13 protein-coding genes are annotated in these 12,245 nt (G+C 47.2%); 12 read left to right on the top strand and 1 reads right to left on the bottom strand.

Annotated features, from left to right (window positions below):
- Positions 1 to 86: 86 nt before the first annotated feature.
- From I8U23_RS07940 to fabZ, 6 genes are all read left to right on the top strand, one after another.
- Positions 87 to 785, top strand: coding sequence for a M23 family metallopeptidase (locus tag I8U23_RS07940; protein WP_037996720.1), 699 nt, complete (start codon positions 87 to 89; stop codon positions 783 to 785).
- Positions 786 to 939: 154 nt separating this feature from the next.
- A complete protein-coding gene (spoIIID, locus tag I8U23_RS07935; RefSeq protein ID WP_037996666.1) occupies positions 940 to 1,218 on the top strand; it encodes a sporulation transcriptional regulator SpoIIID in 279 nt (92 codons plus the stop codon).
- 280 nt (positions 1,219 to 1,498) lie between these two features.
- On the top strand, positions 1,499 to 2,251 hold the full coding sequence (locus tag I8U23_RS07930; RefSeq protein ID WP_049720700.1) for a DNA-directed RNA polymerase subunit beta: 753 nt from the start codon (positions 1,499 to 1,501) through the stop codon (positions 2,249 to 2,251).
- Positions 2,252 to 2,337: 86 nt separating this feature from the next.
- Positions 2,338 to 2,859 carry a CDP-diacylglycerol--glycerol-3-phosphate 3-phosphatidyltransferase gene (gene pgsA, locus I8U23_RS07925; RefSeq protein WP_037996672.1) on the top strand — a complete coding sequence of 174 codons (522 nt, stop codon included), beginning with the start codon at positions 2,338 to 2,340 and terminating at the stop codon, positions 2,857 to 2,859.
- A 68-nt stretch (positions 2,860 to 2,927) separates the two neighbouring features.
- On the top strand, positions 2,928 to 4,235 hold the full coding sequence (locus tag I8U23_RS07920) for an NAD-dependent malic enzyme (protein WP_037996675.1): 1,308 nt from the start codon (positions 2,928 to 2,930) through the stop codon (positions 4,233 to 4,235).
- A 198-nt stretch (positions 4,236 to 4,433) separates the two neighbouring features.
- Entirely contained in the window at positions 4,434 to 4,859 is a 426-nt protein-coding gene (gene fabZ / locus I8U23_RS07915; RefSeq protein WP_049720699.1) for a 3-hydroxyacyl-ACP dehydratase FabZ, read from the top strand.
- Between the two features lie 52 nt (positions 4,860 to 4,911).
- On the opposite strand, the gene I8U23_RS13600 is transcribed toward fabZ, so the two are convergent.
- Entirely contained in the window at positions 4,912 to 5,040 is a 129-nt protein-coding gene (locus I8U23_RS13600; protein WP_255347197.1) for a hypothetical protein, read from the bottom strand.
- Between the two features lie 105 nt (positions 5,041 to 5,145).
- Here I8U23_RS13600 and I8U23_RS07910 point away from each other — a divergent pair, with 105 nt between their 5' ends.
- The 6 genes from I8U23_RS07910 to I8U23_RS07885 all read left to right on the top strand — a co-directional run bounded on the left by I8U23_RS07910 (position 5,146) and on the right by I8U23_RS07885 (position 12,243).
- Complete coding sequence (locus I8U23_RS07910) at positions 5,146 to 6,348, top strand: glycosyltransferase family 4 protein (protein WP_037996681.1); 1,203 nt, start codon at positions 5,146 to 5,148, stop codon at positions 6,346 to 6,348.
- 126 nt (positions 6,349 to 6,474) lie between these two features.
- Positions 6,475 to 7,500 (top strand): Gfo/Idh/MocA family protein, encoded by a 1,026-nt coding sequence (locus tag I8U23_RS07905; protein WP_037996683.1) that lies wholly within the window; start codon positions 6,475 to 6,477, stop codon positions 7,498 to 7,500.
- A gap of 28 nt (positions 7,501 to 7,528) precedes the next feature.
- Positions 7,529 to 8,644, top strand: coding sequence for a DegT/DnrJ/EryC1/StrS family aminotransferase (locus I8U23_RS07900; protein WP_198050897.1), 1,116 nt, complete (start codon positions 7,529 to 7,531; stop codon positions 8,642 to 8,644).
- 14 nt (positions 8,645 to 8,658) lie between these two features.
- Positions 8,659 to 9,972 carry a nucleotide sugar dehydrogenase gene (locus tag I8U23_RS07895; RefSeq protein ID WP_049720698.1) on the top strand — a complete coding sequence of 438 codons (1,314 nt, stop codon included), beginning with the start codon at positions 8,659 to 8,661 and terminating at the stop codon, positions 9,970 to 9,972.
- Positions 9,973 to 9,987: 15 nt separating this feature from the next.
- Positions 9,988 to 10,737 carry an acyltransferase gene (locus tag I8U23_RS07890; RefSeq protein WP_049720697.1) on the top strand — a complete coding sequence of 250 codons (750 nt, stop codon included), beginning with the start codon at positions 9,988 to 9,990 and terminating at the stop codon, positions 10,735 to 10,737.
- A 30-nt stretch (positions 10,738 to 10,767) separates the two neighbouring features.
- Positions 10,768 to 12,243: a lipopolysaccharide biosynthesis protein gene (locus tag I8U23_RS07885; RefSeq protein WP_049720696.1), complete on the top strand. Its 1,476-nt coding sequence runs from the start codon at positions 10,768 to 10,770 to the stop codon at positions 12,241 to 12,243.
- The last annotated feature ends 2 nt before the right edge of the window (positions 12,244 to 12,245 follow it).

Here is a 12,245-nt window from a genome sequence, read left to right as displayed (position 1 = left end):
GACTTTGCTTCGAATTTACTAAAAGTTCCCATCTGTAGGTATAAAAAGAGAGAAGCTGGTCGACAATGGTTCCTGAGGTGATTTCCATGAAATCGAAGGAACCAAATGCAAATAACCAGATTTCTTCCTTTGAAAAAGCGAAGCGACGTTTGAAATGGAAAAAGTTAATGTCCAAAAAGTGGTTTTTCCCTGCTGTCTATCTCTTTGTGGCGGCACTGATTTTAAGTGTGGCATGGTGGTATCAGGATCATCAGGTGGAAAAAGCATCCAAAACCACCAGGGATTTGGTGGAACAAAATCTTCCCCAAGAGCCGATTCCGACCAATCCGACCGATGATGACATGATATTGCCTGTCGCCAAAAATGCCCATGCCGACAAAACCATGGGATTTTATAAGCAAGAAGATCCGGAAGCGAGCCGGGAATCCTCTTTGAACCAATATGCCAATACGTTCACGCCGCATTCGGGAGTTGACTTTGCGAAAAAAGATGGAGGAACCTTTGATGTGGTGGCGGCATTGGAAGGGAAAGTGGTGAAAGTCGAGGAAAACCCGGTTGTCGGATGGCAAGTGGTCATTCAGCATGAAAGCGGCATTCAAACGGTATACCAAAGTTTGGACGATGTCCGCGTCAAAAATGGACAAACCGTCAAGAAAGGACAAGTGATTGCCAAAGCAGGACGCAATCGTTTTGAAAAGGAAGCGGGTGTCCATCTGCATTTTGAAATCCGCGACCGGGATCAGAAAGCCATCAATCCGGATGTTTATTTAAGCGGGGAAAAATAAGGAAAAAGGCGTTTCCATCCAAGGGAACGCTTTTTTTTGTTCCCGAAAAAAGAAAAATTGCCAAACATGGCTTGTCACGGCTTGTTTAGAAAGAATAACCCGCCTCTTCCCTCAATATAATGTAGCAAATGGAGAAGAGAGGAGGTTTGGCGGGGTGCATGAATATATTAAGGAACGAACATTAAAAATCGGACATTATTTTGTGGAGACGCGAAATACGGTCCGGACGATTGCGAAAGAGTTTGGTGTTTCCAAGAGCACGGTTCATAAAGACCTTACGGAACGATTGCCGGAAATCAACCCGGAACTGGCTCGTCAAGTGAAAGAGATATTGGAATACCATAAATCGATTCGCCATATAAGAGGTGGAGAAGCGACAAAGATTAAATATAAGCAAAAAACCGGAAAAAAGAAGCAAGAAGTGTCCGTGTGACTGTGAAAATGAGACGGAAGCACCGGCAGTGTTTACATAAAAACAAGATCTCCGAATCATTGCCATAATATGTATCCTTTTTCCTTTCAACCCGGTGCTTCTACTGTATAAGAAACTTTCACACTCCTATAAGCTGTAAGTATAGACTTATGTTCATAGTTGCGATATATTCTATTATGAGTAGAATGGAGCTTATTTAAAAGTAAACTTGATTTTGTTGGACGAGCTTCATGAAATAGAGAGGATCGGTAATAGAAGTTAGCCTTGGAGAGGAATGCAGATGAGTTATTCTGATAAAGAAAAACACATGGACTACCAATCAGACGATGTGGAGTCTTCAGCAGAAAAATTCAATAATCCATCGGACCATTTGACAGTGGAAAATGAAAAAGTGGATGATATCTTGCCGGTAGGCCAATTGAAATGGCGAAGAGATGAAGAAGAAGAGCAAGACACCCTCGACAGTTTGGAGGATGCCCGGAAGTTTGAGCCTGCAAAGCAAGAAGGCGACAAAGAGAAAAAAGAGGAGCAGACGGAGGAGAAGAAAGACTCCGGTAACCAGTTCCATTCCCATGAGTATGGCGCACCTCCAACCTTCGAAGTGGAACAACCTTCTTCCCCGCATGAAAAACGGCAGCTTTCATTAGAAGATACGTTAACTCCCATCGATTTTAAGGAATATTCCATTGATCCGGTCATCGGAGAGAACAGCGGCGACGAAAATTTCAAAGAAGAAGTGAAAAAACCGTCTTTTGTTGCAGAACAGCCAGTGAAACCGCGGGTGGAACAACTGGACTCCACCAAAGAAAAAAAGCAAAGTGCCGCTTCCCGTAGTGAAGATGATCCGCCGATTGATGAGAAAAAAGAGCAAATTCTAAAATGGGTTAAAATTCTTTGGCTGCCTGTTTCGCTCATTGTGGCTTTGTATGCGGGATTTGTCGTTGGTCATACCATCATTGGTGATCAACCGGCCGGCGATTTCTTGGATTTTGACATGTGGGTGCATATTTATCAGCTCATTTTTGGATCATAAGTCCCGTCTGTCACTTGGATGGAAGACGGGCTCTTTCCTTTTTTATTAACCATCCGTTCGGTAAACTGTAAGAAGGGGGGTCCTGAATGAATTTGCCCAATTTCTTGACCATGATTCGCCTTTTTTTGATTCCTGCGTATTTTGTTGCATTTTTTTCGGACACGCCATGGAATGTGTACTGGGCGTTTGGGATCATTCTTCTTGCGGGGTTAACCGATGTCATTGACGGGTATGTGGCCAGAAAGACAAAGCAAGTGACCCAGATTGGAATCATGCTGGATCCTTTGGCGGACAAATTAATGATGCTCTCTGTTTTTTTATCCCTGATGATCTCCGGAAAAATCGGAGTTTGGGCTGCCTTTATCATTGTCTTGCGCGATGTGTCCATGATCCTTTTTTCTGTTTTCCTGAAGCTGAGAGGCAAACGAACGGTCCCGGCAAACATTTTCGGCAAGCTGACAACCTTTTTGTTTTATGTCGCTTTATTTTTTATCATGTTTGAATTGCCGCTTGCACAAACTTTTTTATGGTCGGTCATTATTTTGTCCTACATCACGACACTTTCTTACCTGTTGCAATTGAAAACGGTGAACGAACGGGCTATGTAGGAAGAATCGGTGACCGGATCCGGTTCTTTTTTTCGATTTGACTTCAGACGGATTAGGGAGGTTAACGGATGGTACGGAATATGACACGCAGCATTATCGTGGAAACTCCTTCAAAGCCTGGCAACCTGGGAAAAGTGACCACAGCGATCGGACAAGCAGGAGGCGATATAGGGGACATCACCACCATCAAGATCGGCCCGTTTTCCACTCTCCGGGACATCACGGTCCAGTGTGAGAGTGAAGCACATCTGGATCAGGTGGTCACCAGCATTGAAGCGTTGGGGGGCGGCATTTACGTTCATTCCATATCGGACGAAGTGTTAAGTGCCCATGAAGGCGGAAAAATCCGCATGGTCAGCAAGATGGACATCCGGTCCTTGGCGGATTTGCGCCGTGTTTACACCCCGGGAGTGGCCAATGTATGCCTGGAGATCCGGGAGAATCCGGAAAAAGCCAATTATTATACAAGCATTGGAAACACCGTTGCCATTGTGACTGATGGCACCGCCATTTTGGGGCTTGGCAATATCGGTCCGTTGGCGGGAATGCCGGTGATGGAGGGAAAGGCCGCTTTGTTTGACCGCTTTGCCGGGATCAGCGGGATTCCGATTTTGTTGGATACAAGTGATCCGGATGAAGTGGTGAACATCTTGAAACACATTTATCAGGGATTTGGAGGCATTTTGTTGGAGGATATTGGTTCCCCGCATTGCTTTGAGATTGAAGAACGCCTCAAAGAAGAGTTGCCCATTCCGGTGATGCATGACGATCAGCACGGAACGGCGGTCGTGACACTGGCTGCCGTGATTTCGGCTTGCCGTTCCACCGGGATCAACCTGAAAGAAGCGTCAGTGGGACAAATCGGGCTTGGTGCCGCGGGTTTGGCTATTTGCCGCATGTTTAAAGCTTACGGGGTGCGGGAGATTTGCGGTGCCGACCGGCAAGAAAAAGCTTTGGAGCGTTTGGAGAATTACGGCGGCATACCGGTGGGCATGGAAGAATTGATGGAACGCTGCGACATTGTGGTGGCGACAACAGGGGTTCCCGGATTGATCAAACCGGAAATGATCCGGGAAGGTCAGGTGATTCTCGCCTTATCCAATCCCAAACCGGAAATCGACCCTGAATTGGCACTCAAATCCGGTGCTTCTTTTGCAGCAGACGGGCGTTCTGTCAATAATGTCCTCGGGTTTCCCGGGATCTTCCGCGGCGTGTTGAATGCCAATGCCAAGAAAATCACTCACCCGATGTTGGTGGCCGCCGCCGAAGCCATTGCAGATTGTACCAGTCCCGGGGAATTGGCGCCGCATCCCTTGGATCCCAAAGTCCATCGGGAAGTGGCCCGCGCGGTGGAAAGGGCTGCCGCTTTGTCGTGAAAAGTCACAGGGCGCAAGCATTGACACTTTGTTAAACGGACCGGAAAGTCCGTGTAACAAAGTGTTTTTTTATTCTCCAGATTGTTAAGAAACCGCCATTTTATGACGCCCGGATGTTTGGTAATTTAAATACGGTTTCGCTATAATGGTGACAAGTGATTTCAGAAGGTGAGACGGTTTTTTGAGAGGTGGATGACGATGTTAGATGCAAAACAGATTCAAGAAATTATTCCTCACCGGTATCCTTTTTTGTTGGTGGACCGGATCACGGAATTGGAACCGGCGAAAAAAGCGGTGGGAATCAAAAATGTGAGTGTGAATGAGCCGTTTTTCCAAGGGCATTTTCCGGACTATCCTGTTATGCCGGGCGTGCTGATTGTGGAGGCATTGGCGCAAGTGGGGGCCGTTGCCATTCTCAGTGTGGAAGAAAACCGGGGCAAAATCGCATTTTTTGCCGGACTGGATAAAGTCCGTTTCCGTCATCAGGTCAAACCCGGAGATGTCCTAACGCTGGAAGTGGAATTGACCCGGGTGAAAGGAAAAGTCGGGAAAGGCAAGGGTATTGCCCGTGTCGGGGAACATGTGGCGGTGGAAGCGGATCTGATGTTTGCGATCAATGATTAAAAAATACATAAAGCGGGAAGGTCCTTGGGGATGGACCTTCCTTGTCATGTATTTATTTCCATAAATGAAAAATGCGAAGTCCGAAATAAATCAGTCCCCAAAAAGGCAAGCTGATGAGAAAGGCATTCAACATGCCGAGGAATCCGTCATAGGAGTCGCTGGCGATTCTTTGTCTTTTCATGACAACGACCTCTCCTGTATGGTGTTGTACATAGTATCACCGGTTTGGAAAATGCTATTGACAGTAATCTTTCGGAAATGAAACCGGATAAAGGAAGTGGTTTCAATGAATGGGCGTATTTTGATCATTTCGCATATGTACCCGAATCCGGTCAATCCCATGGCGGGAATTTTTGTCCATAACCAGGCAAAAGCTTTAAAAAGAGAAGGGGCAGAGGTAAGCGTGGTGGTGCCCGTTCCTTCTTTCCCCTTTTACCCGAAGTGGAAAGGGTATCGTCAATTGCCGAAAAAGACAGAAAAGGATGGAATTGCCGTTTATTATGTTCCCACGCGAATGATTCCGGGGGGATTTTTTTTCCAACGCTATGGCAAGTATTATACAAAAGCCCTGCAAAAGGCAGTGGAGGAAGTACATAAAGCGTTTCCTTTTGATCTGATTCATTGTCACACCATCTATCCGGATGGTTATGCAGGAGGGGAACTGAAGAAAATTTGGAAGGTGCCGGTGTTAAGCACGATCCATGGCTCGGACATCATGTTGTATCCCAAACGAAAGCGTTCCGTTTATGAACAGACGCTTCGTGCATTAAAGGAAAATGACCTGGTCATCACGGTCAGCGACCGGCTGAAAGAAGAAGCGGAAAAAATGCATCCCGAGCTTGCGGCCAAAACGGTTTACAACGGTTTTGACCCGGAGAAATTCCGCCCCATGGACCGTCTGGAGGCAAGGAAACGTCTGGGGTTGAACAGGGAACAAAAAATTTTGCTTTTTGTCGGCAACTTGTATCCGGTCAAAGGCGTTTCTTATTTGTTGGAGGCTTTTTCCCGGATCCGCCAAGAAAGCCGGGACATTCATCTGTATTTGATCGGGGACGGGCCTTTGCGCCCCCGGCTTGAAAACCAGGCGGAAGAATCGGGATTAAGCGAAGCCGTCACCTTTTTGGGCAAAAAGCCGTACGCTGAGATTCCCGACTGGATCAACAGTGCCGATGTGATGGTTCTCACCAGTCTGAGCGAGGGGCTTCCCTCCATATTGCTGGAATCGATGGGGTGCGGCCGGCCCATGGTGGCGACGGATGTGGGCGGAATCAAGGAAATTCTTCAAGACGGGAAGACCGGATTTCTTGTGCCGGCCAAAGATGTGGACAAAATTGCCGGTTGCTTGCGCAAAATCCTGATCGATGATCCTTCCCTCATCGCCACTATGGGGAAAAATGCGTTGGATGCGTCCCGTGCATTGACTTGGAGCGAAAACGCGCGAACTACCTTACAAATTTATACATCTTTAATAGAACGGAAAAGTTTATGACTTTTTTGATGCAGGGTACTCAAGAGATTTCATCTATGTTACATTGAACATTAGATTTTGTAATGTTACTGTAATATAGATTGGATATGAATTGACTGACTGGGTAAAAGAAGAGAGGGAGATCTTTTGATACGCTATGGAATTGTAGGTTGTGGTCACATTGCGAAAAAGCACGTGGCAGCCATTAAAGCGGTGGAAGGAGCCGAGTTGGTTGCGGTTTGCGACACCAATGAAGAGCGTCTTTCCGAGTTTGCCGTCGACGGTGTCCGTGGGTATGCCGATTTGAAAGACATGCTGGCTTCGGATGTGGATGTGGTTTGCATTTGCACACCGAGCGGGATTCATGCACCGCTGACCATTCAGGCAGCGGAAGCCAAAAAGCATGTGATCGTGGAAAAACCGATGGCACTGACCTTGGAAGATGCAGACCGGATGATCGATGCCTGTGAGAAAAACGGTGTGAAAATGGCGGTGGTTCACCCCAACCGTTTCCGTCCGGCTGTCGTGGAACTCAGAAAGCAGTTGGAACAAGGGGCTTTCGGCAAAATCGGGCATGCCAACGCAACGGTTCGTTGGAACCGAAACCAGGCTTACTATGACCAGGCTCCTTGGCGTGGCACGAAAGCAATGGACGGAGGCGTGTTGATGAATCAGGCAATTCACAACATGGATCTTTTGTTGTGGATGATGGGGGACATTGAAGAGATTTCCTCTTATCACGCGACCCGTATCCGGAACATTGAAGCTGAGGACACCTCGGTGTCGGTGATCCGCTTTAAAAACGGGGCACTCGGGGTGTTGGAAGCTGCGGTCACCATTTATCCGAAAAACTTGGAAGAATCATTAAGTATTTTTGGCGAAAAGGGGACCGCGGTGATTGGCGGGCCGACGGCCAACTGGATCAAAGAATGGAAATTTGAAGGCCTGCCGGATGAAGAGGCTCAAAACACAATCCGCCGGGTGGAACAAGATCCATTCGGAATTCCGGGACATCAGTGCATCATTCAAGATATGACCGAAGCGGTGTTAAAAGACCGGAAGCCGGTCGTTTCCGGCGAAGAAGGACGCAAGGCGTTGAGCTTTGTGATCGGATGCCAGTTGGCTGCCGAAAGAAACCGGCCGGTCCGGATGGACGAATTAAACCGAAAATAAATTGAAATGATTAAAGGAGTAGAAAGCGATGAAAAAGATTCCTTTATTGGATTTAACGGCACAGTTGCAACCGATTCGGGAAGAAGTTCTCCAAGCGGTGGAGCGGGTGATTGACAGCGGACAATATATTATGGGGCCCGAAGTCAAAGCTTTTGAAGAAGAAGTGGCCAACTATCTCGGGGTGAAACATGCCATCGGCGTTGGAAACGGCACGGATGCGTTGCTTCTGGCATTGGATGCGGCAGGAATCAAAGCTGGCGATGAAGTGATCACGACACCGTTTACATTTTTCGCCACTGCCGAAACGATTTCTCAAGTCGGGGCCACCCCGGTTTTTGTTGACATCGACCCGAAAACTTACAACATCGATGTGAACCAAATCAAGGAAAAAATCAATGAAAAAACCAAAGCGATCATTCCGGTTCACATTTTCGGCCAGCCTGCCAACATGGAAGAAATTATGGCATTGGCTGAAGAACATCAATTGTTTGTCTTGGAAGATGCGGCTCAAGGCATGGGTTCGGAATATAAAGGACGGAAAATCGGAAATTGGGGTCATGCGGGCACCTTCTCTTTCTTCCCCACCAAAAACCTGGGCGGCTATGGTGACGGGGGAATGGTTGTCACCAATGATGACCAACTGGCGGAGAAAATCCGGATCTTGCGGGTTCATGGTTCCAATCCGAAGTATTACCACAGCATGATCGGATACAACAGCCGCCTGGATGCTTTGCAAGCTGCTGTTTTGCGCATCAAACTGCGCCATTTGGATGCTTGGAATGACGGCCGTCGGAAAAAAGCGGCCCTGTACAACGAGCTTTTAAAAGATACACCGGTGGTTACTCCTCATGAAGCGGAAGACCGCAAACACATCTATCACTTGTATATCATTCAGGCAGAAGATCGCGACGAATTAATGGCTCATTTGAAAGAGCAGGGAATCTCCTGCGGAGTTTATTATCCGGTTCCCCTGCATCAGCAGGAAGTGTATAAAGACTTGGGATATGAAGAAGGAAGTTTGCCTGTTTCCGAATACATGGCCAAACGCACCTTTGCACTTCCTCTGTATGCAGAATTGGAGGATGAAAACATCCGTTTTATCGCAAATACCATTAAAAGTTTTTATGCCAACAAATCCAAGTGAAAGAAGGAATAACCGTGAGTGGTAAGACTTTATTGCAAAAAATCGATGACAAAACGGCTAAAATCGGTGTTGTCGGATTGGGATATGTCGGTTTGCCACTGGCTGTGGAGAAAGCCAAAGCCGGGTTCAAAGTGATCGGTTTTGATATTCTGCAAAACCGTGTGGACATGGTGAACCGGGGAGTGAACTATATCGGCGATGTGGTGGACGAAGAATTGAAACAATTGGTGGAAAGCGGACAAATGTCTGCGACCACGGATTACTCCTTGATTCGTGAAGTGGACGCGGTGGCTATTTGCGTTCCCACACCGCTTGACAAATATCAGCAGCCCAATGTTTCCTATGTTGAATCTTCAGCAGAAAGCATTGCAAAATATTTGCACCCGGGCATGCTGGTGGTTTTGGAAAGCACCACCTACCCCGGAACCACCGAAGAAGTGGTGAAACCGATTCTGGAAAAAACCGGCTTGAAAGCAGGCGAAGACTTTTACCTTGCTTATTCGCCGGAACGGGTGGATCCCGGCAATAAAGTGTTTAATACCAAAAACACTCCCAAAGTGGTGGGCGGTGTGACCGATCAATGCACGGAAGTCGCCGGTGCTTTGTACCGCGCGGTGTTGGACGGGGAAGTTCACCAAGTATCCAGCCCGAAAGTGGCCGAAATGGAAAAAATTCTTGAAAACACCTTCCGCAACATTAACATTGCCCTGGTGAACGAGATGGCCATTCTTTGCAACAAAATGGGAATCGATATTTGGGAAGTGATCGATGCCGCCAAAACCAAACCTTACGGTTATATGGCTTTTTATCCGGGACCGGGTCTGGGCGGACATTGCATTCCCATTGATCCGTTCTATTTGACATGGAAAGCCCGCGAATATCATTATCATACGCGTTTGATTGAAGTGGCAGGCGAAATCAACAATGAAATGCCCGACTTTGTGGTGGATCGTTGCATGAAAATCTTGAACCGCTACGGCAAATCGTTGAATGGTTCCAAAGTGGCGGTACTCGGGGTGGCTTATAAAAAGGATATCGATGATTACCGCGAGTCCCCCGTGATTCAAATTGTCGAGCTGCTTGAGAAATATCAGGCAGAGTTCACGCTGGTTGATCCGCATGTGAAAACCTTCAAAGCCGGAGGCAAAGAATATGAAACGCAAGAGCTGACCACCGAACTTCTGGAGACGGCGGATCTTGTTTTGATCACCACGGATCACAGTGACTTTGATTATGAAGAAATTGCCGATAAAGCAAAAGTGATCTTTGACACGCGGAATGCTTTGAAAGATGTCCAAAACATCAAAGCGGATTACGAAAAATTATAAGAGGATGGGTTTTTCATGAAACAATCTTTCATTCATGATTCAGTCGAAATGGGAAAGAATGTCTCCGTCGGTTGTTTCTCTGTCATTGAAGAAGGCGTGGTTCTTGGCGACAATGTGACGATCGGCAACAATGTCACCATTAAAGCAGGAACCGTGATCGGTTCCGATGTATATATCTCTGACAACTGTGTGTTGGGCCGCTGGCCGAGACCGGCAAAGTCGTCCACCGTAAAGGTGGATGCCGACTTGCCGGTGCTGGAAATCGGCGACGGAACGACGATTGGTGCCAACACCGTTCTTTACCGGGGCAGCCGTTTCGGAAAAGAGGTGATGATCGGGGATCAGGCATCGGTCCGTGAAAAATGCGAGATCGGGGACCGTGTGGTGATCGGCCGTGGCGTTGCGGTGGAAAATCAGGTGAAAATCGGATCTTTTACAAAAATTCAAACCAATGCTTATATTACAGCTTATACCGTGTTGGAAGATCATGTCTTCATTGCCCCGACCGTCACGACCACGAACGACAACTTCATGGGGCGGACCAAAGAGCGTTTCAAATACGTGCGCGGTCCGGTTGTGAAAAGAGGAGCGCGTGTGGGCGGCGGATCCATCCTTTTGCCGGGGATCACGGTGGCCGAAGAAAGCTTCATTGCCGCCGGGGCATTGGTCAATCGGGACACGGAGCCGGGCAGAGTGTATATCGGGGTTCCGGCACGGGTTTTGCGCGATGTTCCTGACCGTGAGAAATTGGAAAATCAAGAGTAACAGCCTGCAGGCAGAAGGTGTTGTTTAATCATGAAACAACTCATTAAACGGCTTTTTTCTGATTCAGCCGCTTTTGCGATTGCAACGATGGGGAATAAGGTGGTTGCGGCCATGCTTGGCCCCATCTATGTTGCTTTTTTGACCGGAGAAGGGGAAATTGCAGAGTGGGGACTCACCAACACGCTGACTCTGATTTTGACTTATCTCAGCATTTTGGGAACGGATGCGGCCATGGCGTTCTATTTTTATGACGCCAAGGATGTGACGGAACGCCGCACCTATTTTACCAATGCGGTGGTTTTCAGTGCCGGGGTTTGCCTGATATTCACCGTCTTTGCATTTTTGTTTGGAGCCCCTTTGTCCGAATGGGTCTATGAAAGCACGCGGGATTATTCCAACTTGTTGCCGGTTGCTTTTATGGCCACGTTTGGGGCGATCATTATTCAGCATATTTTGGGATATGCCAGATACAGCCGCCGGGTATGGCTGTTTAATATTTTCAGCATGGCTTATGTGATTGGTTCCAATTTGTTGAGCATCTTTTTTGTCACTGTCTATGACATGCGGGTTATGGGAATTTTTTATGGACAATTAATCGGTCAATTGACAGTGGCATTGATTCTGATTATCCTATTTCGCAAGGAATTTGTTTTTCGTATTTCGCGTAAACATTTGATGGATTTGATTCGTTACGGTGCTCCGCTGTTGCCGACATTGCTGGCTTTTTGGGTGATGACATCTGTATCCCGGCCCATTTTGTATCACATGGATTCCCAACTGAGTGCGGATATTTACGAAACCTGCATCCGGATTGCAAGCATCATTGTTTTGATCACCTCACCGTTTCAACTCGCATGGCGCCCTTTTTCCATGTCCATTAAAGAGCGGGAAGATGCCCCGCAGTTGTTCGGGCTGGTCGGTCGCGCGTTGTTGGTGGTTGGAACGCTGGCTGTCATGATTCTGGCCTTCTTCATGAAACCACTGTATCATTTGTATATTATCGGTCGGGATGATCAGTCGCTTTCATCCGGTTATATCTATGTCTGGGCTTTATCTTTGGGAACTTTATTCAATGTGTTGCATAATGTTTTTGGTGTCGGTTTGTTGATCAAGAAAAAAACCCAGGTCATTTCCTACGGATTTATGATTGCCGCCGCCATTTACCTGATCGGCAATTTGATCCTGGTGCCGGTTTTCAGCATTTGGGGCACTGTTATCATGACCGTTGTGGCTTATCTTTTTGTCATTGTTTGGGTTTATTGGAAAAATCAAAAAGAATATCCGATTGATTTCCGGTTTCGTTCCATTCTCATCTATTTGGCTGTCTTTTTCATCTCAATGACCGGGGTTACCTGGGTCCAATTAAATGAGATGGAATACGCCTGGCTCTATTATGTGCTGGCTTTTGTTGTAACCTTCGGATCTGTGTTTGCGACAGGACTTTTTTCCATTTCTTCACTGAATCGGATCGGTCACTTGTTACCCAAACTAGGAGGAAAAGGGTGAGA

It is taken from the genome of Thermoactinomyces sp. CICC 10735 (assembly GCF_016055175.1).
Taxonomy (GTDB): Bacteria; Bacillota; Bacilli; order Thermoactinomycetales; family Thermoactinomycetaceae; genus Thermoactinomyces; species Thermoactinomyces vulgaris.
The sequence above is the reverse complement of the archived record's forward strand: the minus strand, read 5'-3'. Positions and strand labels throughout refer to the sequence as shown.

Bases quoted from the DNA above. Each gene is read 5' to 3' on its own strand.
- I8U23_RS07940 (WP_037996720.1), top strand. From the start codon at position 87: ATGAAATCGAAGGAACCAAATGCAAATAACCAGATTTCTTCCTTTGAA.
- I8U23_RS07930 (WP_049720700.1), top strand. From the start codon at position 1,499: ATGAGTTATTCTGATAAAGAAAAACACATGGACTACCAATCAGACGAT.
- pgsA (WP_037996672.1), top strand. From the start codon at position 2,338: ATGAATTTGCCCAATTTCTTGACCATGATTCGCCTTTTTTTGATTCCT.
- I8U23_RS07920 (WP_037996675.1), top strand. From the start codon at position 2,928: ATGGTACGGAATATGACACGCAGCATTATCGTGGAAACTCCTTCAAAG.
- fabZ (WP_049720699.1), top strand. From the start codon at position 4,434: ATGTTAGATGCAAAACAGATTCAAGAAATTATTCCTCACCGGTATCCT.
- I8U23_RS13600 (WP_255347197.1), bottom strand. From the start codon at position 5,040: ATGAAAAGACAAAGAATCGCCAGCGACTCCTATGACGGATTCCTCGGC.
- I8U23_RS07910 (WP_037996681.1), top strand. From the start codon at position 5,146: ATGAATGGGCGTATTTTGATCATTTCGCATATGTACCCGAATCCGGTC.
- I8U23_RS07900 (WP_198050897.1), top strand. From the start codon at position 7,529: ATGAAAAAGATTCCTTTATTGGATTTAACGGCACAGTTGCAACCGATT.
- I8U23_RS07890 (WP_049720697.1), top strand. From the start codon at position 9,988: ATGAAACAATCTTTCATTCATGATTCAGTCGAAATGGGAAAGAATGTC.
- I8U23_RS07885 (WP_049720696.1), top strand. From the start codon at position 10,768: ATGAAACAACTCATTAAACGGCTTTTTTCTGATTCAGCCGCTTTTGCG.